20 protein-coding genes are annotated in these 19,698 nt (G+C 36.5%); 11 read left to right on the top strand and 9 right to left on the bottom strand.

The genetic code is table 11. From position 1 onward, the window contains the following. Positions 1 to 73: 73 nt before the first annotated feature. From J2Y40_RS21995 to J2Y40_RS21980, 4 genes are read right to left on the bottom strand one after another with little or no spacing between them, the layout of a single operon-like run. Complete coding sequence (locus tag J2Y40_RS21995; RefSeq protein WP_153392838.1) at positions 74 to 1,168, bottom strand: leucine-rich repeat domain-containing protein; 1,095 nt, start codon at positions 1,166 to 1,168, stop codon at positions 74 to 76. 32 nt (positions 1,169 to 1,200) lie between these two features. Further along, a complete protein-coding gene (locus J2Y40_RS21990; protein WP_153392841.1) occupies positions 1,201 to 1,845 on the bottom strand; it encodes a GNAT family N-acetyltransferase in 645 nt (214 codons plus the stop codon). A gap of 17 nt (positions 1,846 to 1,862) precedes the next feature. Further along, on the bottom strand, positions 1,863 to 2,699 hold the full coding sequence (locus J2Y40_RS21985) for an SHOCT domain-containing protein (RefSeq protein WP_310001373.1): 837 nt from the start codon (positions 2,697 to 2,699) through the stop codon (positions 1,863 to 1,865). Positions 2,700 to 2,711: 12 nt separating this feature from the next. Further along, positions 2,712 to 3,584 (bottom strand): PH domain-containing protein, encoded by an 873-nt coding sequence (locus tag J2Y40_RS21980; RefSeq protein WP_310001371.1) that lies wholly within the window; start codon positions 3,582 to 3,584, stop codon positions 2,712 to 2,714. 225 nt (positions 3,585 to 3,809) lie between these two features. Between J2Y40_RS21980 and J2Y40_RS21975 the strand changes: the two genes are divergently transcribed. Then, complete coding sequence (locus tag J2Y40_RS21975; protein ID WP_310001368.1) at positions 3,810 to 4,775, top strand: arginine deiminase family protein; 966 nt, start codon at positions 3,810 to 3,812, stop codon at positions 4,773 to 4,775. A gap of 286 nt (positions 4,776 to 5,061) precedes the next feature. Here the strand turns inward: J2Y40_RS21975 and J2Y40_RS21970 are convergent, their stop codons facing one another. The 4 genes from J2Y40_RS21970 to J2Y40_RS21955 all read right to left on the bottom strand — a co-directional run bounded on the left by J2Y40_RS21970 (position 5,062) and on the right by J2Y40_RS21955 (position 8,700). After that, positions 5,062 to 6,396 (bottom strand): leucine-rich repeat domain-containing protein, encoded by a 1,335-nt coding sequence (locus tag J2Y40_RS21970; protein WP_310001366.1) that lies wholly within the window; start codon positions 6,394 to 6,396, stop codon positions 5,062 to 5,064. A gap of 9 nt (positions 6,397 to 6,405) precedes the next feature. After that, complete coding sequence (gene hisS, locus J2Y40_RS21965; RefSeq protein ID WP_153392853.1) at positions 6,406 to 7,776, bottom strand: histidine--tRNA ligase; 1,371 nt, start codon at positions 7,774 to 7,776, stop codon at positions 6,406 to 6,408. Positions 7,777 to 7,898: 122 nt separating this feature from the next. After that, a complete protein-coding gene (locus J2Y40_RS21960; protein ID WP_153392856.1) occupies positions 7,899 to 8,351 on the bottom strand; it encodes an HRDC domain-containing protein in 453 nt (150 codons plus the stop codon). Positions 8,352 to 8,367: 16 nt separating this feature from the next. Then, on the bottom strand, positions 8,368 to 8,700 hold the full coding sequence (locus tag J2Y40_RS21955; protein ID WP_153392859.1) for a single-stranded DNA-binding protein: 333 nt from the start codon (positions 8,698 to 8,700) through the stop codon (positions 8,368 to 8,370). A 536-nt stretch (positions 8,701 to 9,236) separates the two neighbouring features. Between J2Y40_RS21955 and J2Y40_RS21950 the strand changes: the two genes are divergently transcribed. From J2Y40_RS21950 to J2Y40_RS21920, 7 genes are all read left to right on the top strand, one after another. Next, positions 9,237 to 10,142, top strand: a complete 906-nt coding sequence (locus J2Y40_RS21950; protein WP_153392862.1) for an arginase family protein — start codon at positions 9,237 to 9,239, stop codon at positions 10,140 to 10,142. Further along, positions 10,143 to 10,736 (top strand): HPP family protein, encoded by a 594-nt coding sequence (locus J2Y40_RS21945; RefSeq protein ID WP_153392864.1) that lies wholly within the window; start codon positions 10,143 to 10,145, stop codon positions 10,734 to 10,736. Positions 10,737 to 10,744: 8 nt separating this feature from the next. Continuing rightward, entirely contained in the window at positions 10,745 to 11,089 is a 345-nt protein-coding gene (locus J2Y40_RS21940) for a hypothetical protein (RefSeq protein ID WP_153392867.1), read from the top strand. A gap of 17 nt (positions 11,090 to 11,106) precedes the next feature. Next, positions 11,107 to 12,024 (top strand): TIGR01777 family oxidoreductase, encoded by a 918-nt coding sequence (locus J2Y40_RS21935; protein ID WP_310001361.1) that lies wholly within the window; start codon positions 11,107 to 11,109, stop codon positions 12,022 to 12,024. Positions 12,025 to 12,051: 27 nt separating this feature from the next. Next, a complete protein-coding gene (gene nudK, locus J2Y40_RS21930) occupies positions 12,052 to 12,633 on the top strand; it encodes a GDP-mannose pyrophosphatase NudK (RefSeq protein WP_153392873.1) in 582 nt (193 codons plus the stop codon). A gap of 240 nt (positions 12,634 to 12,873) precedes the next feature. Beyond that, complete coding sequence (locus J2Y40_RS21925; RefSeq protein ID WP_153392876.1) at positions 12,874 to 13,332, top strand: DUF2750 domain-containing protein; 459 nt, start codon at positions 12,874 to 12,876, stop codon at positions 13,330 to 13,332. A gap of 18 nt (positions 13,333 to 13,350) precedes the next feature. After that, positions 13,351 to 14,040: a DUF2306 domain-containing protein gene (locus J2Y40_RS21920; RefSeq protein ID WP_310001357.1), complete on the top strand. Its 690-nt coding sequence runs from the start codon at positions 13,351 to 13,353 to the stop codon at positions 14,038 to 14,040. A 223-nt stretch (positions 14,041 to 14,263) separates the two neighbouring features. Here J2Y40_RS21920 and J2Y40_RS21915 read toward each other — a convergent pair whose 3' ends face one another. Further along, a complete protein-coding gene (locus J2Y40_RS21915; protein ID WP_310001355.1) occupies positions 14,264 to 16,723 on the bottom strand; it encodes an SEL1-like repeat protein in 2,460 nt (819 codons plus the stop codon). Between the two features lie 271 nt (positions 16,724 to 16,994). On the opposite strand from J2Y40_RS21915, the gene J2Y40_RS21910 reads away from it, so the two are divergent. The 3 genes from J2Y40_RS21910 to J2Y40_RS21900 all read left to right on the top strand — a co-directional run bounded on the left by J2Y40_RS21910 (position 16,995) and on the right by J2Y40_RS21900 (position 19,687). After that, the gene (locus J2Y40_RS21910; protein WP_153392885.1) at positions 16,995 to 17,759 is read left to right on the top strand and encodes a hypothetical protein; all 765 of its coding nucleotides are present in this window, start codon (positions 16,995 to 16,997) and stop codon (positions 17,757 to 17,759) included. An 80-nt stretch (positions 17,760 to 17,839) separates the two neighbouring features. Continuing rightward, on the top strand, positions 17,840 to 18,829 hold the full coding sequence (locus tag J2Y40_RS21905) for a retropepsin-like aspartic protease (RefSeq protein ID WP_310001351.1): 990 nt from the start codon (positions 17,840 to 17,842) through the stop codon (positions 18,827 to 18,829). A gap of 198 nt (positions 18,830 to 19,027) precedes the next feature. Beyond that, entirely contained in the window at positions 19,028 to 19,687 is a 660-nt protein-coding gene (locus J2Y40_RS21900; RefSeq protein ID WP_153392891.1) for a hypothetical protein, read from the top strand. The last annotated feature ends 11 nt before the right edge of the window (positions 19,688 to 19,698 follow it).

Raw genomic sequence — 19,698 nt, 5'->3', positions numbered from 1 at the left:
CTATTTCTCTGCAAGAAATGATTTGTTGTTATAAAAAATTGCAACGAAAGCTATCTTTCTTTTACATACTTATTTAGAATCCTCTTTTAGCGGGACTATTCAGATGTATTTTAGTGTTGGGCAGCTTTTTTCTTAAATTTTCAGCTTCCGTAGAAGAAATTTTGTTTCCCCAAAAAAACAATGCTTTCAGATGAGAAAGTTTCTCAATTCCCGGTGGAAGACTTTCGATCTGGCAGTCCGAAAGGTCTATCACTTCAAGGTTTGAAGCATTATAGAGGCCTACAAGTGCTGATGGCGCAATCTTAGATTTTGAAGCAAAGAAATATTTCAGATTTTTCATCTTTTCCATACCGCCAGGAATATTCTGAATCGTATTATTATTGTAGTTTATTTTCACCAGACTCTCAATACCATACAATGCAGAAGGAAATTCCTTAAAGCTGTTGTGATCTAAGGTTATTTCTACAAGATTTTTAAGTTTAGACAGGCTCTCAGGAAGGGTTTTCAGCTGATTTTTGGATACATCCAGTCTTTTCAGACTCTGTAAATCTCCTATTTCATCCGGCAGAATCTGAAGAAGGCTCTGGCTTACTGAAAGGGTTTCCAGCTTTTTTAAATTCCTGATGCTTTTGGGAATCACCAAAGGCTTGAAAATAAAATTTTTCCCATCTACAATCACTTTATCTTTTGTTCTGCAGGCCAGGTTTAGCGTTTTCAGATTCTTCATATCTCCCAGATTAGAAGGATATTCTTCCAGAAAAGGACAGAAAAAGCCAAGGCTTTCCAGATTCTTAACCTTGATGATCTGCTGTGGAAATTCTTTGATAAATATGGAATGAATGGTAATTTCACGCAGCTTATTCAGCCTGGAAAAGGAATTCGGAAACCTGGTAACTCCTGTGCTTCCGCTCATACTGAATACCTCAAGGTTTTCCAGACGGTCTATGTCTTTTGGAATTTCCGTAAATTCTCTTTCGCTGATAATACTCAGAACCCTCATCTTCTTCCAGTCAAGAATATGTTTGGGAAACTCTTTTAACTCATCTAACGATACCACTTCACTTTCTTTTGTGAGATCCTGCGGCTTAAAGCTGTAAGTTTCTGAATATTGAGCCCTGCACATTAAACCAGCACAGATAAAAATTGTGGATATTATTTTTCTGTTCATTGTTTTAAATCTATAAAATTATTCAAGAATCATCAGGTTCCGGGAATAACAACAGACGTATACGGACTGTATAGTTTCCATCCTAATGATTCATACAAAGTTTTTCCCTGAGCTGTTGCAACTAAAAAGCTGTTTGAAATCCCATTCAACAAAACTATTTTCTCAAGCTCATGCATCAGGAAGGAGGCAAGCCCTTTTCTGCGATGTTCTTCTTCTGTTGCAATTCTGTCATAAATTGCCAGATCATCCACCAGTACAAGATGGCCGGAGCAGGCCAGGGTTCCGTTTTCAGCGAAAATCTTCAGTGTACTGCTGGCATTATACTTCTCCAGCGTCATGTTGTATTCTTCAGGTATTTTTTTTTCGTTGGATATCATTTCTCCTGTGCAGTACATCATATAACCGGGTGGCTGTATTTGCCATTTTCGAGATATACTTTCTTTCACCTCATCGGCAGAAGCTGCTACTTTAAGATACACCCAAGAGTCATTTATTTCTTTTGAAAGCTGAATAAAGTCTTCTGTAATTTCCGGAAAAACATATCTTGCTTTCTGCTTTTCCTCACCCACTTCTATTTTAAAACCGGATTTATATTTTTCCGGAAGCGGTAATTTTCTGGATAGCGACCATGCTTTCAGCCATTTTTCTATGATCCCCCGGGATACTGTTCCGTCCATTGTTTTATTGTTGCTGTTTAGCCAAGAAGCTTTTTCTTCTGCTCTGCAAATTCTTCTTCGGTTAGAATGCCGCTTTCCCTCAATTTCCCTAGTTTTTCAAGCTGGTCATACAGGGTTTCAGAAGGAGTCACTTTTTCTTCTATCTTTGGCTGCTCCGGTTGTTCCAGCTGCTTCGGTTGGTTATAGATCTTTTTAACGAAATTATAAAACCGTTCGGCATCTTCCCTGTCGAGGAAACATTCAAACCGGATTTCCCCGTCTTCTGTGTGCAGGGTTATAAACGGAGTAACACGATTCGGCACAAAGCTTATTTCTCTGATGGTTTCATTAGGATATCCAGCTACTTTTACAGCATCAAACATTGATTTTGATACAGACAGCATCCTTGTTGGGGTCACGAGCAGAATTCCGGCATCTACCGTATTGATGAACTGGGCATCCGTGGCCGCAAGGATCAATTCGTCTTCAGCAAGAATCCGGGGTAGAGCTTTAATTTCCCCCCTGGTAAACATCGAAAGATTGGCTCCTACTTTATCGAGCTGGTATTTAATCTCTTTAAGCCTTCTTTTATAAACATCATTGGAAATAAAACTCTGTGGATCCCGTACCGCAGATACAGGAAAGTCTGTATTTTCTTCAATGGCTTGGTCTGATTCTTCTTTTCTATTTTCAGCAAGACCTTTTACATCTTCAATGCTGAATTTTTTAAGATCGTCCAACAGTTCCTGGTTAATACTGCTTACTTTTTCTAAGCATGCGTTGCAGAGAACGCTCCCGTCCGAGAGTTTATTTTCTCCCAGAAGAGTGTCCATAGAAGTCAGTTCAACGTTGCATAGTGCACAGTTACTACTCATTTTTTCTTGTTTTTACAGTTTGGCAAGCAGCTTTTTCTTCTGCTCTGCAAATTCTTGTTCAGTTAATATCCCAGTTTCTCTGAGCTTTCCCAGTTTTTCCAGCTGGTCAAAGATAATTTCAGGAGCCTCTTTTTTAACAGGTTCCTGTTGAGGCTGTGGTTTTTCCACAATTTTTTCAGAATGACTTCCGGGACGTATAAGATAAGGTTCTACACTTTCATAAAATTTCTTTGCAGCACTTCTACTGTATAGTGTGAATTCCGCGATAAATCCAGAAGTAAAAACTTTTAAACCGGAAGACATCAGATTGGTATCATGCTGCATGAAGGTAATTTTTGTAAACGGAAATTTATTTTTAAATATCTCTCCAAAAATACTCTTATCTATAAACATAATTTTTTTCTGGGTTGCCAGCAAAATTCCTTTAAGGTTATTATATTCATAAGTACCTTCAACAATAGCAACCACTTTTTCATCTTCATCAAGAATATTAGCTAGTTCATTCACTTCACTATCAGTAAGGGCTGTGAGCACTGGGTTCAATGCAGCAATCTCGTCTTTGATATCATCAAGCCTTGTAGGCTCTTCCGGGCTAAAATCAAACTGCACAGACTGTGATATGGGTGCTACAAGGGGAATTTCCTTTTTCAATTCAGTCGTTTTCAGTTCATTATATTTTTCCTCTTCAATATTGCTATTCTGAAATATCTCTTTTATTTGTATTACATTATAATTGATGAGGTCATATACCAGATCTTTATTGATATTGGTCACTTTATTCAGGCATTTATTGCAGAGAATACCTCCGTCTGAAAGTTTATTTTCACCTAAAAGCGTATCCATAGAGGTAAGAAGAGTTCCACATAAAGCGCATTCAGTATTCATTTTGTTTTTTTATATTTATAGTATCATCTGTAAAAAATAGAATATTTATTTTACATTCTTCAATTGAGTTTTAAAATAAATTACCATTTTCCAATCAGATAGATCATCAAATTTCGTCTAAAAATAAGTAATTTTTATAATTTTCCAGACCGTTATTACTTCAGACATTGACATTCATTAAATTTTAAATACTTTTGTTATCATACTCCCCCAAAACTTCCTGTTATGATCTTTGTTGAAAATGAATTTTCGCCTTTAAAGAAAGTAGTTCTTGCCCAATCTGAATTTGGTTTCCCAAAAGAGCCCAGACCAGAAGACCTGCGTTTTCTGAGTAAAGAAGCGGTAAAAGAAAACTTTGAAAATAAAGGAAAGGATTATTCTGAGGTTTTTCCTGAACTTCAGAAACAATGGGAAGGCGAAAGGGAAAATCTGAAAAAAACACTGGAAGAGTATGGTGTCGAAGTTCTCCGTCCCCGTAAATTGTCTTCTGTAGAAAAAGAAGCTGTGGGAACTGCCGGATATTCTAACTTTTTTGTGAGAGATCCCTTTTTTACAGTGGGGAATTTTATCATTGAATCATCGCTTCGCTTTTTACATCGAAGAAGTGAAATTTTTCCGGTACGGGATCTTTTTCTTCAGGAAATATACCCTGAGGAATGCATTTATGTGGCAGTACCTCAGCCTGAAATTGCTGATGCGGAAGATTCTACATTGGGGAAAGGTCCGTTTCTGGAAGGAGGAGATGTTCTTGTCTTAGGCAAACAGGTCTTTGTAGGAAATTCAGGGCTTGCTTCAAATGAGCTTGGAGTTCAATGGTTAAGAAAACTTTTAAAACCACAGGGATATACTGTTGAACAGGTAAAACTTCATCCTGATATTCTGCATCTAGATTGTGCCCTTGGCCTTGTAAGAGAAGAATTGATGATTATATGTGAAGATGCATTTTTAGATGGAATTCCAGCTGCTCTGAAAGAGTGGAAAAAAATACATGTAACTTTAGATGAAGCCATGAATCTGGCCACCAACGGACTTTCTGTATCTCCGAAAGTTTATATTACAGACCCTTCCTTCAAACATATTGGGAATCAGATTGAGCAGGAAAATATCAGGGTAGAATATATTGATTTCTCAATCAGCAGAAGTTTTGGAGGATCCTTCCGATGCAGTACGCAGCCTCTTTTAAGGCATTAAGAAATAAACTTTTGAATGTTTGCAATTTTTCAAGAAGCTTTTTCTTTTGAGATGGAAATCTTCTTCAGTAAGAATTCCATTCTCTCTTAATTTTCCAAGTTTTTCCAGAAGTTCAAAAACAGATGAACGGCTGTTCCTTCGTAGTCCGTCAACAATATGACCGATCTCTTCATCTTCCATCAGAAGATCAGGAAGCTCATCAATTTCCTATTCTGCCCGGGATAATAATTCCGGGTTGATATATTGGTTCTGATATTCTAAATTTTACACCAATCAACAATTTTATCTAAATGCGGATATCGGTATCTGGTAACGCTTTTCTCAATGCTTCAATATCTGTTTTGGGAATTTTATTTCCCCACAGATAAAGACTCTTCAGATTTCTGAGTTTTTCAATGCCTTTTGGAATTCTATCAATCTGACATTCCGAAAGGTTCAGTGATTCAAGATTCTCCAATTCATAGATCTCTTTCAGATTATCCTGAGATATTTTATTTTTATCCAGACCTAATTTTTTCAGGTTTTTAAGCTGCTGAATCCCAGAAGGAAGACCTTCAAGCTGAATGCCACCCATTTCCAATATTTCCAGACCAGAGAGGGCGTACAATTCTTTAACGGATTCGGAAGAAAGCGGGTTGGCTCCAATATTCAGAGACTTCAACTGCTTCATATTTACTGCTCCGGAAGGAATTTTACTGACTCCACATTCGTATACATTCAGTTCTTCGAGATTGGGAATTAAATACAGTTTTTTAAAGTCGGAGGATATCTTATTTCCCGCCAGACCTAATGCCTTCAGAGACTTTAGATTTCCTGTTGCAAAAGGAATTTTTTTAATCAGACAAAAATTAAGATTAAGATCCTCAAGATTTTCCAGTCCGGAGATTGCTTTTGGAAGTTCGGTAAACTGATTCTGTTGAAGATTCAGCTTTCTCAGATTCTTCAGAAGGCCAAAACGTTCAGGTAAGTCAATTAAACTGTTGTACCCCAGATCCAGATCTCGTAACGAAATCAGACCTCCTATTTCGTCAGGAAGGTTTTTCATCTGATTACTGACGGCAATAAATTGTTCCAGCTTTTCCAGATTTCCTATACTTTTGGGCAATATCAGTTCAGGAAGATGGGCAAAATCAGTATCTATCGATCTGAAATAGGACAGATCCAGTATTTTAAGATTTTCCAGATTCCCTAGATTTTCCGGCCATTTTCCCAGCTTTTTATCTCCATATTTAAGCTCCTGAAGGTTTTTAAGCTTTAAAACAGGTTGTGGAAACTCACTTCCTCTAAGGCTGATGTTTATTTTTTTTATATTTTGAAGATCTGCAAAACTTTCAGGAAAGGTGATATTTCCCCCAGAATTGATCAATTCAAAATCCTCAAGGTTTTTAAGGCTCTTTATTTCTCCGGGAATTTCCCTGAAACTTTCATGAGCCCTTATCTTTAAGATTTTAAGATCTTTGTTTAAAATTTCTTTAGGAAAGTCTTTGATATTATTTAAAGATATACTCTTTTTTTCTGCATTATAAGCATAAGGATCCGAAGGTCCTAGAGGAAGGGAAATCTGGGCACTGACGATAATCGCCAATGCCAGCCAGCCCAAACAAAGTACTCTCTTTATCATGAAATTGTATTACAGATTTAAAAATTCTTCTACAGAAACTGTTTTCTGTTCTCCCGCTTCAAGATTTTTAAAAGTTACTGTATTGTTTCTGATTTCTTCTTCACCCAGGAAAACAAGATTTTTAATTCCTTTCTTTTCAGCGTAAGTAAATTGTTTATTAAGCTTTGCATTTTCAGGATAGAGTTCTGCTGAAATTCCTTTTCTTCTCAACTGCATAATCAGTTTTAGTGCTTCTGTTGTTTCCTCGCCTCCAAAATTGGCGAACAGGTATTCTATTGAGGAAGATGCTTCTTCAGGGAAAAGATTAAGCTCTTCCATTACCAGATAAATTCTGTCCAGCCCGAAAGAAATTCCGATTCCCGGAATGTTTTTAACACCGAAAACTTCTGTAAGGTTATCATATCTACCGCCACCGCCGATAGATCCCATCGCAGCTTCATCAGCTTTTACTTCAAAAATAGCCCCAGTATAATAATCTAATCCTCTGGCAAGGGTAATATTGAATACAAGATTTTGCATATCAACTCCAAGATTCAGAGATTGGGTAAGAACAAACTCCAGTTCTTCCACTCCTTTTAGCCCTATTTCGTTTCCTGCAAATTTTTCTTTCAGCTGAAGAAGGTTTTCCAGCGCATCATCAGACTGCTCAAATAAGAAATCCAGTTTGTCTATAGATTCCTGGGAAATTTCTCTTTCCAGCAATTCTTTAACAACTCCGTCTCTTCCGATTTTATCCAGCTTATCTAAAGCTACAGTAAAATCGATCAGTTTATCTGTAATCCCAGCATATTCAGCTAATCCGGAAAGAATTTTCCGGTTGTTCATGTGAATTGTCACGGAAACACCCAAATCTGCGAATGATTTTAAATACAGTTGAACCAGTTCTACTTCCTGAAGTAAACTTTCACTTCCTACAACATCTGCATCGCATTGATAAAATTCTCTAAATCGTCCTTTCTGTGGTCGGTCTGCTCTCCATACCGGCTGGATCTGAGAACGTTTGAATGGAAATGTCAGTTTCCCATGATTCATCGCTACAAATCTTGCAAAAGGTACAGTAAGATCATAACGAAGAGCTTTGTCCGTTAAATTTTCCGAACTAAAAGGTTGTTCTAATGCTCTTTGAAAATCATGAAGCATCTGAGTTTTTTTATCTTCCTTGGCTTCATTAATGCTCGAATTTAAAATTTTAAAGATAAGACGGTCTCCTTCTTCACCATATTTCCCTGTCAATGTAGAAAGATTTTCAAAACTTGGAGTTTCTAATGGCTGAAATCCAAATAACTCAAAGTTATTCTGTAAAATATTGATAATATATTTTCTTCTGGAAACTTCCTGTGACGTAAAATCTCTCGTTCCTTTTGCTAAACCTGGTTTCATTTCTTGTATATCATTTTGATAGACGCAAAAGTACGGAATTGAAAGGAATTTATATAGTATAAAAAGCCGAAGAAGTAATCTTCTCCAGCTTTTGTTGTTAGGTGATCATTAATTCTGAAAAATCAGACGCTTTCAAGAATCTCCAGGATTTCTTCGCCATAATTTTCGATCTTATGTTTCCCGAAGCCTTTGATATCAAGCAGTTCTTCTTTTTTTGCAGGCTTATACTTCGCAACCGATACCAGTTCTTTATTACTCGCAATAAAATAAGTGGGTAGGTTCTGTTCTCTTGCTTTTTCTGATCTCCAGAGTTTCAGGGCAGTCAGAATCTTTTCTTCATCAGAGCTTAAAATCTCATTATCAGCAGAGTATTTTACCACTTTGGATTCTCTTACTATATTTTTCAATGGTTTTATCTCTTCAAAATACAGTATTACAGACCAATAACATTCGTCATTTACAAAAGCCGTTTCTACTTTTATAATTTCATTCACATCCAGGAAATCGTCAAGCATTTTTTGATCTTTGTACAAAAATTCTTCCGGAAGCCTGATTTTAAAAACTTTTACTTTCATTACTGTACTTTTAGAATTATTTGCCTCCCAGAAGCAGAATCTCATCTACTCTGATTTCTGTTATATATCGCTTAACACCGTCTTTGTCATCGTATGATCGATACGTCAGTTTTCCTTCAATAGCTATTTCTTTTCCTTTGGAAACATATTTCTGGAGTATTTCCGCTGTTTTCCCAAAAGCAATCAGATTGTGCCATTGTGTTTCTTCTACTTTTTCTCCTTTTGCGTTGGTGTAATGATCATTGGTAGCCAAAGATACGTTTGCTTTTAGAGTTCCGTTGTCGAAGTTTACTATTTCTACTTCTTTTCCTGTGTAACCAATTAATGTTACTTTGTTTCTTAGTGACATAACTTTATAATTTTTAAGATTAATAATTCAGATCAGAGACGTTCACTGCTTTCTCAAATCTCTGTTGCAAAGATTGCCACTTCCCCAAAACACAGTCGGTTATAAACTATTTAAATTCATTTGTAGTCGTTTGTAAACGGATAATAAAACAGAGAAAAAGAATTTAAGAATCTGTCAAACCCCATTATTAATCATAGTTTCAGAGTACTATCCTCTTGACCTGAATAGTTCTTTCACATGAATCTAATTTTTTACATTTTCTCAAGAATTTCTTTGTCCGAAAAAAAATAAATAAAAATCTTCAGTCTTAAAAAAACAAAATGTAAAATAGTAAGTTTTATTCCTGAAGAAAATTGTGTGGTTATTAAAAGTTTCTAGTCTTTAATAATTGGTAAATTATTCATTGTTTATAGGAATAAAATGAATTTAGTATCTCATTTTAAAATCCTTCTTTTAAATTATTCTTAAGGAGGCATTCATACTCAATCTACCCGTTTGCAAACGGATAATTCCGTATCTTTGATGAAATTTCTTTTATGAAAAGAAGCATCACTATTTTTGAGTTCCCTCTCAATCTGGGACTTAAGAAAAAAGAGCACGAGACAGAACCTGGTGTAAAAAAACTCCCGGACTGGCTCAGAAAGTTTGGTTTTCATAAAAGAATTGATCCCCAGCATATTTTCAGACTGGAAGCTCCTGAATATTCCATGAATATGGATGAAGAATCAGGGGTACGAAATGCAGGCAAGATCATTGAATATGCACGGAAACAATCCGAATTTATTCTGAAAAACCATCATCCAGAAAATTTCAATATTATGTTGGGTGGTGATTGCAGCGTTCTAATCGGAAACGCCCTCGCACTAAAGAAGCTGGGGAATTTCGGACTTTTTTATCTTGACGGCCACACGGATTTTATTCCGCCAACGCTTTCTGAAACGGGAGCCGCTGCCGGAATGGATCTGGCTATAGTTACAGGATACGGTCATAACAAATTGACGGATATTGACGGCTTTAAACCTTATTTTCAAGAGGAAAATATTTTCTGTGTCGGAAATGCAGAAACCAATGATGATGAATATACGGCCGAAATCATCCGTTCAAATATTCATTATTTTGACCTTGAACATCTCAGAAAAAACGGCTTCAAAAAAACTGCGGAAGATTTTCTTACCATGATCAAATATAAAAGCCTTGACGGGTTTTTCATTCATTTTGATGTAGATATTCTGAAAGATAAACTTATGCCCGCGGTAGACAGCCGGATGGAAGACGGAATTGATTACAACAACCTTCAGGAAATGCTGAATCCTTTGATCCGGTCACCAAAGTGTTTTGGAATCCAGATTACCATTCTTGATCCAGACTATGATCCGGAGGGAATTTATACCCAGCCGTTTATTAACAACTTAATTCAAATTATAAAAAATAAAGAAGAGTAAATGAAGAAGACGATAAAAAGAACTTTCAGGGTCTCAAAATATGTGATTTATAAGGAAACGCTGGTTGATTACAAGGAGCATTTCTGGTCATTTCTGGGTGCATTTTTTGGAATCGGAATCATTGCTTTTATTCAATCCCATTCTTTAACGGAGACTGAAAATATATTTCTGATCGGTTCTTTTGGCGCCTCGAGTGTTTTGATTTACGGAGCCATCCAAAGCCCTCTGGCACAGCCCAGAAACCTGATTGGAGGACATGTTTTTTCAGCTATTGTGGGGGTTACTGTTTACAAGATTGTCCCTGATATTATCTGGCTTTCCGCTCCGTTGGCAGTGGCTTTTTCTATTGTTCTGATGCAGTACACAAAAACTCTTCACCCTCCCGGCGGAGCAACGGCTCTGATCGCAGTAAGTTCTACGGGAAAAATCCCTGAATTGGGGTATTGGTACGTTATCTCCCCTGTTTTATCGGGGTGTATTATCCTGCTGATTGTGGCTTTATTTTTCAATAATATAACGCCTAACCGAAGCTACCCTTCTCACAGCAGTTTTAAAAGACTGTTAAAGAAAAGACATGGCCACCACTTAAAATAAACTAAACGATGAACTGTCTGGAATGCGGCGAAAAAATTATCGGAAGGACGGATAAAAAGTTCTGCAACGACTCCTGCCGGAATGCCTACAATAATAAGCAGAACAAAGATTCTAACAATTTGATGCGGAATGTGAATAACAAACTCCGTAAGAACTATCGCATTCTCGTAGAAATCAATACAGAAGGAAAAGCAAAAGTGGCAAAATCCAAATTAGACAATTTAGGCTTCGACTTCGATTATTTTACAAATCTGAAGATCTATAAAAATGGCGCTGAATACCGGTTTATTTATGATTACGGTTATAAATTCCTGGAAGATGATTTTATCCTCATCGTAAAGAATAAAAACTAACCCCCTATTCTATAATTATGAAAGAAATTGTTCTGATCACAGGTGCTGGCGGCATGGTTGCACAGGAACTGTCTAAAAAGATAGGAAAAGAATTTGAAGTAAGGTTTTTAACCAGAAAAAAGAAACATGAACATGAATTTGAATGGGATATCCGGAAAAGAATGATTGATGGGGCTGCTTTGGATGGAGTTTCCCACATTATCCACCTCGCAGGAGCCAATATTTCTGAAAAACGCTGGACCAAAGAGAGAAAAGAAGAGTTGATTTCCAGCCGTGTAGATTCTGCGGAGCTTCTTCTGAAAACGATAAGAGATAAAAAAATGAAACTTAAATCTTTTATTTCGGCTTCAGGAATTAATTTTTACGGTACGGAAACTACGGAAAACATTTATACGGAAGATGATATGCCGGGGAATGATTTCCTGAGTGAAGTTGTTGTTCTTTGGGAAAGAGCTGCGGATAACTTTAGGGAACAGGTTCTTGCAGAAAGAGTGATAAAAATAAGAACAGCCGTTGTACTCTCGGAAAAAGACGGAGCCTTGAAAAAAATGGTTCCAACAATAAAATATGGTATCGGATCTGCTTTAGGCAGCGGAAAGCAATATATGCCCTGGATTCATATTGATGATCTATGCTCAATCTATGAAACAGCATTGAAAAATTCAGAAATAAACGGAGCTTATAATGCCGTTGCTCCAGAACATACCACTAATGAAAATTTAACAAAAGAAATTGCCGAAGTTCTTAAAAAACCTTTATTCATGCCCAATGTTCCGTCATTTGTTTTAAAGCTGATGTTCGGTGAACTGGCAGACGCACTTCTGAAAGGTTCAAGAGCTTCATCCCAAAAAATACAGAGTACAGGATTCAGGTTCAGATTTCCTGATCTGAAAAAGGCTTTGGAAGATTTATTAATTCAAAACAATACTCAATAAAATAGTATATAAACTACTTACCATTACATGCACACTCCCAACGTAGATATTATTCAAACAGAAATTCTTTCTGACAACTGGTATACTTTAAAAAAAGTAACGTATTCTATTTCTAAAAAAGACGATTCAACCGAGACCCAAAGCAGAGAAGCTTATGACCGGGGAAACGGAGCGGTTATCTTACTTTATCATAAAACTTTAAAATCGGTTATTTTAACCCGACAGTTCAGGCTCCCTACTTTCATCAACGGAAATCAGGATGGGATGCTTATTGAAGCCTGTGCCGGACTTCTGGATAATGATCATCCCGAAGAATGTATCAAAAGAGAAACGGAAGAGGAAACCGGATATAAAATTTCCAATGCCGAAAAAATATTTGAAGCATATATGTCTCCCGGTTCTGTTACTGAAATCCTGCATTTTTTTATCGCTGAATATTCCCAGGATATGAAAATTGCAGACGGAGGCGGACTGGAAGAGGAAGGTGAACACATTGAAGTGTTGGAACTTCCATTTGACAAAGCTCTTAAAATGATTGATGAAGGAGAGATTAAAGATGCGAAAACAATTATGCTGCTGCAGTATCTTAGAATTAAGGGAATCTTATAATCTGTAATTAACCTCTGTTCGGGATAAGAATATCTGATAGATGCAGGTTTGAAGCTGGATAATGGAAGAGGGAAGTTATGAAAATCAATAATAGCAAATGTTGATCTGCTTTTATTTAATTTCATTTTCACATAGCTTTCAATATATAACTGAAATTAACTTCCTGCTTCCTGCCTTTTACATTTAAACTCCTTAACACCAATTCACATTAACTAATACAATACTGAAATTTATAAACATATGCTACAAGACCATATTACGGTAGAAAACCGCCATAAAGATTTTATTACAAAAGTCTGCGAAACTGAAATTATTTATGCTTTAAAGGATGAAACAGGTTTTGCAGTCTCCTACTCCAACGAACTGGAATATGAAGACGGTGAACCTGTACAGATCATCTGCTTCTGGTCTGATCAGGCAAGGGCAAAATCCTGTATTGAAAAGGAATGGGATCACTATAAAGTATCAGAGATTTTTCTGAATGATTTTATCGAAAACTGGTGCCTGGGAATGAATCGGGACGGAATTGTTGCAGGAACTAATTTTGACAATCATCTGTTCGGATATGAGGCTGAACCTCTGGAACTGATCCTTGATCTTATTGAAGAACTTAAGAAAACAGGAAAATCCATCAAATTCAAAAAGTTCGAGAGCATTGAGGATCTGGAAACTCAGGTTAAGGAAGTTTTAGAAGATTAGAATTACGGGGTAAAACAGATGGCAAAGTCTATTGGAATAAAGATCGTTAATGCACTGGCTGTACTTTCTGTGATGATATTCAGTATCGTCATGCTGCAGACGATCTCCCAATATACCGGCCTGGAAAAGAATGTGGGCTTTCTTCAGTTTAAGCAGCAGGTGGTTAACAATCCGTATTGGATGGCTTTTTTCTATATTCATATTTTTTCGATAACCTTGTGTCTGTTGGCTGGTTTAACGCAGTTTTCGAGCCTGTTTTTACAGGAAAATAAAAAGCTGCACAGGATTATTGGCAAGATTTACATTTATAATATCCTGCTCATTAATGTACCAGCCTGTTTCGTATTGGGGCTTTTTTCGAATGGAGGATTAACAGGAATTACCGGATTTTTGCTTCAGGATATACTTTGGGCTTATTTTACCACGACTGCTGTTCTTTCCATTAAAAAAGGAAACATTACAGGACATAGAAATGCTATGATCCTGAGCTATGCCGTGACCGTTACTGCCATTACCTTCAGAATTATTAAAAATCTCTTCTACCATGAAGAGCTTCATGACTATGAATTGTTTTATGGAATGAATGTGTGGCTGTCACTCATCATTAATCTTTCAATTGCCTTTTTCATCATTAAAAGAAACCGGCGGATATCAGCGTCCGAGATTCAGATTGTAGAAAAAAATAAATCCGGCCACAAGCAGCACTAAAGCGAATGAGCCGATAAAGATCAATGTATCCCAAATCGTTTCATATCTGCTGTTCCTTGTCCAGCGATTGAAAAAACGCATCATCAGATAAGCAATTCCGCCAAATATCAGGACAATAAAGATTAGAAATAAATATAGTGTCACGTTTAAATGAATTTATATCAAAACTATTATTTTAAAATTGAAAAGCCAATACCTGAACAATAAATAATTTTTTCAGGCTCTATATGTCCATATCATTTTCTTCCCCATACTTTTTCCACTGCTTATATTTTTCAGGGTCTGCAAAATTTGGATCTTCTTTGTAATAATACAGCAATCTTTCCAGAGCATAGAAATAACTCATGTATTCCAGGGCATCTTCATAATATCTGAGGGCTTTTTTAACATTCTGTTTTACTCCAAATCCATGATCATAGAGGATTCCGTAATAAATATGGGAGTAAGTACCGTCGTAATCCTGCCTCAGATAGCGCTGTAAATTTGCATAATCCCTTTTCTGATAATAAATCTCGGAAATATTTTCTCTGTTGAAACAGTATTTCTTTTCTGCTTTTTTATAATAATCAAGAGCCAGATCATAGTTCTGATCCACTTGTTTTCCATAGAAATAAAGGTCTCCCAGATTGCCGAGTGCCGTACCGTTACCCAAATCTGCTGCTTTTCCGTAACATTCCAGTGCTTTCCGAATATCCTGGGGGTATCCGATTCCGTTCTGATAATGATATCCCAGGTTATTCCAGGCGTAAGATTGATTCTGTTTTGCTGCTTTTTCGTATAAAGAAAGTCCTTTCTGAAGATCGTAAAACTCGGGATAGTCTCCGTTGGTCAGGATAAATGCAAGGTCTGTCTGCATAGAGGCATCTCCACGCTCTGCTCCCATCGTGTAAAGCCGAATAGCTTCTCTGATATTGCCTTCTTTTTCCATTTCAGCAGCTTTAGATTTCAGGGTTTCATTATTAAAATGGTTTTCATATCCCGGGCCGGTTTTTTCGGTCCATTTTTTATAAAAGTCAAGGAAATACTTCTGGTCTTTTCCGCGAAGGTTATATCTTTTTTCATACAAAGACCCCATTTCAGAATCTGATACCTTTTGAAGTTTTCTGTCTGTATTCAATATCAACATTTCAGATCCCCTGAAAAGACATAAAAGCTGCGTATCATAGTTTATCCCTTCACAGATATAATCATAGGTCGGACTTAAAATTTCTGTCTTCCGGTCATAATAAAACATTCCATTCTGAAGGATAATCCTGCATATTTCCGGTCTGCAAGAATCTATCTTTTGATGTTCTTTAGAAAACGGAACAAGCCAGCGGTCTTTCGAAGCTTCGTAAAGTCCGGTTCCTTCTGAAGTTGAAACAATAAACACATTCTTCATCTCCTGAATATGTGAATCGATCTGGATATTTTCAATTTCGAATCCATTTAGTCTGAACAGCGAACTAATATGATCATAAATCTGCCATTTTTTATCTTTCCTATAGGCAGATACTGTATAGCCATCCAGGGTAATCAGCTTATCAATTCCTTCATCCAGAAGGCTTCCGTCTGGTTGGATAATGCTGATCTTATGTTGAAATTTATTAGGATTTACCCAGTAATATCCGTTAGCCATCTGAGAAAGAGTATCTTCAGGATATTCTCCCATATAAGTTCCTTCCAGATTATAATAAGCTCTCTTTGAAGTTCCAGGAAGTTTTCTGAAAACAAGGCTCTGGTAATCAAAATCAAACGGGGTTTCGAAATCTCCTGCAACAATTTCTTTATTCAGGTGATTAATCAATCTGAAATGTTCTCCCTTTTTAGCAATGAACAAACCTCTCCGGTTCAGCAGTTCCAGATCATCAAATATATTCGGAACAGACCATTCTCCCGCGTCTATATCCATAACGCCCCACAGGTCATTATCCTGAAACAATCCATAATTTTTCCCATCTATAGAAAATGCTTCCAAAACATCCTGATAAAGACATCTTACAAGCAAAGTACCATCATCTTTAAGATAGCCGAACTTACCATCTTTCTGAACAACAGCAATTCCTTCATCATTAAAAGCATAAACTTCGTTATACACTGCAGGAATACGTACATTACCTTTCCGGTCTTTAAATCCCCACAAGCCGTTTTCTTCAAAAGTTTCATAGGTATCTTTGTAAGCCTCATCATTCCAGTACCCAAGTCCGTAGTTAATCCAGTCTGTCTCCAGAATTTCCAGAAATGAATTGTATCCGGATCTTTTCAGTAACTCTTTTTCCAAAACCCGAAGATCCATTTTCTGTACTGCTTTATTGTAGATGATATACTTATCTTTTATTTCTTCAACCCAGTCTTTGGCCTGATCAGAATGCCTGTCTTCACTCATATTGAAAACGTCCCAGGCGTCCATTTTAAAAGTATCATAAGGAAGCGCCTCCAGAAATTCAAACATTTTATTTACTGGTTCATAATACACCTTTTTATAATTCAGCTGATAATGGTCCGCCAGCAGCTGATAAAAGGTCCGCAGTTTTGAAATACCTTCTTGTCTGTCAAAATATAGCAGTTTTCCTTTTGATCTGGGATTTCCAAAAAACAGGGGGAGCAGCAGTACCGGAATCTCGTAGTTCCATTCTCCTAAATAATAAGGATACTGCTCATTATTCTTTGCTTCAACATTATATACGTAAATACGGTGCGCCATAATAAATTGTGTGTATGTTTCCATTAAAAACCAGGTCCTGAGAACAGCTTAATTCCTGATTCATTAATATTTTGCTTTCTGATTATATTCTTAATTTTTGTTCTTTCTGAAAACAGAACTTTCATCAAGTTTCATGCAAAATAATAAAAGGAAATGAAAAACAGGCTGCGACCTGCATTAAATCACAAGAATTTAATCGTTAAAAAGAGCATTACATTTTTCTTTTTTGAATTTAAAACCTTAATTTTGAGGGCGTAATTTCTCTATCTGTATGAAAAAAATAGTAACCGGGCTTTCGCTGATGATGTCTTTTGCAATTTGGGGACAGAAAGCTTCCGGTAAAACTCAAAATCTGGTACAGTATGTTTACCAGACTTTCGGCTGTGACAATAAAGGATATTTTAATCCGGCAAAATATAAAAAGAGTGAGATCGACGATACGTATAAGCTTTTGTACAAGTTCAGCGGTCTTTATTTTGACAGTCCTATGGTATTCAAACTTTCCGGTCTTGAAGACATCCGGAAAAATAAAAACACTTATCTTCAAAAACTGGAACAGCAGTACCAGGAAAAGAAAAAAGAACTGTACACTCTTAAAGTGATTAATCTTCCGGTATGGAAAAATCTTCACCAGCAAGCAATGCAGACTTTTGAAAATGAATACCAGCTTACCAAAGAAGACATTACCGCCTTTTCTGATCCTTCCTCGCTGAAAAACAGTAAATTTTACAATACCTGCAGAGAACAGATTGATGCAATAGCCGCACCTGACAAGGAAAAGATGTATGCTACATGGAAGAATTATGCAGAAGCAAGCAGCAAAAGAAATTCCAATCCACAAGCGGTTATGGCAAACTTTAATGCGAAGTTCAATGATCCGCAAAAAGATGATTATGCATTAATTGACCTGATCAGTATTTCATTTCATAATTGCGCCAATAACAGCTTCAGGCCGGCTGTAGATGAAGAAGGAACCATCTATAAAACTTTTGATAAGATATTTACGAAACTGAAGATGGATTGTGAGGAACCATAGCCTTTGGTTTAGAAAATTTTAAATAACAGAGACAGTACCTGATCGGGTGCTGTTTTTTTATTAACATCCGAAAAATAACAATGAATGTTAATAACACGGTTAAGGAAAGGTTAACGGTAAGTTCTTCTTTTGCAAAGGTGATAATTACCTCTATTTTCGCCGGTAAACAGAACGTTATGAAATTCTTTTATCTTTTTTTAGCAGCATTGATCAGTATTGGAATAACAGCACAAAATAGCCCGGTTATTATCCCGTTTTCATTGGAAGATCATTCAATCTATATCTATTGTAAAGTCAACAAAACCGACAATATAAAGTTTTTATTGGATACCGGTGCCAACGGTTCTGTTATCAATATGCAAGCAAAGAAAAAACCAGATCTTATCATTGATGGTAAATCTGTCAATCAGGGTTCTAATGGAACAAACTCTGTTGAACACAGCAGTCATAACACTGTACAATTGGGAGATATGGAAAAAAAGGATGTTCTGTTCACTCTGATCCCTTATGAAACTGATCATTTTGATGGCGTTTTCGGCACAGACCTGATGAAAGGAAAGATTATTGAAATCGATTACCATAAAAAGGAGATCCAGTTTCACGACGAAAACAGCACAACCATTGATTTTACGGGATATGAAAAAATGAAACTTCACATGGTGAATGATTATCCGGCTGTAGAAAGCAGTTTCACAGTCAACGGCAAAGAATATTCTGGATTATTTGGTCTTGACAGCGGTGCAGATGATGCGCTGACCATTGCTTCCCCTTTTGCCAGGAAAAATGCTTTGGCAAACATCATGAAAACAATAGGAAAAGCAACCGCTCAAGGCTCGGACGGTTCCGTATATGAAATGCCCGTTGTACTCTGCCCTTCCCTGAAATTTGCCCAAAAGTTTCTTTATAATATTCCGGTTACTCTTTCAAGCTCTAAAGAAGGTATTGATGCCACAGAGAAAATGGCCGGCTTTTTCGGAAATAAATTCCTGAAGAAATTCAATACGATTATTGACTTTAAAAGACAGCTCATTTATTTTAAGATTAATAAACATCTGTATGAGTCTTTTTAAATCATAAAAAACGACTTAAATTTTCTTTGAAACATTAAGAGCCTTTAAGTGTTAAGATTCATTAAGGAAAAAATTAAAGATTTTTAATAAGCAGATCTTAATTCGAAAATCCATCCTAATTATACTGAAGATTTTAAGTACCCTTAACGATTGTTCTTTCTGAACATTTGGCTTAAATTTGTTAAAAACGAAACCTGTATGAACACTGTAAAGAGAATTTCTCCTGTTTTATCAGCCTTCTTACTGCTCTATTTTTTATACCAGCTGAAAGATATGCCGGGAGGGGGTTTGTTTTCGGGAATATTTGTTTCTGTCGTTATACTGGTTATGGTTATAGGGCTGATTTTGTTTCTGTCCTTTATATTGAGCCTTATATTCCGCAAAACTAAATTTATATCAATTGTTTTTTTAACATCAATTCCTGTTTTAATAGTTTCATGTTATAAACTATATTCCCCAACCTTAAAAATTATTGTTCCCAAAGGATATTCCGGAGAAATCAATCTTGTGCTTTCAAAACTCAGTAAAAATGAATTAACAGTTGACTCTAACGGAATCGGGTATATTACCCAATGGACTTTTGATAAAACCTATACCCGTCCGGAAGTTTATGATACAGAAGGTAAAAATCTGGACAACCGTCTTATCAGCTATGATAAAAACAAGTTCTGGGGACAATCCTTCGGTGGAGGAAATACCATTAAAAGCCTGAGCTTTGAGATCAATAAAGATTCAACAGAATTGCCGCTACGGAGTTTTAAAGTTTCTGATTGGCTGCGAAAAGTCGATATGAATAAAGTTTATCTTGAACATCCGGAGCAACCTGTAGAAAATATTCTGGAAGTCAGGAGCAAATAATATTGTCCTCT

Origin of the sequence: Chryseobacterium sp. 2987, assembly GCF_031456375.1 — a bacterium.
Lineage (GTDB): Bacteria > Bacteroidota > Bacteroidia > Flavobacteriales > Weeksellaceae > Chryseobacterium > Chryseobacterium vaccae.
This window is presented reverse-complemented; position numbering and strand designations above follow the sequence as displayed.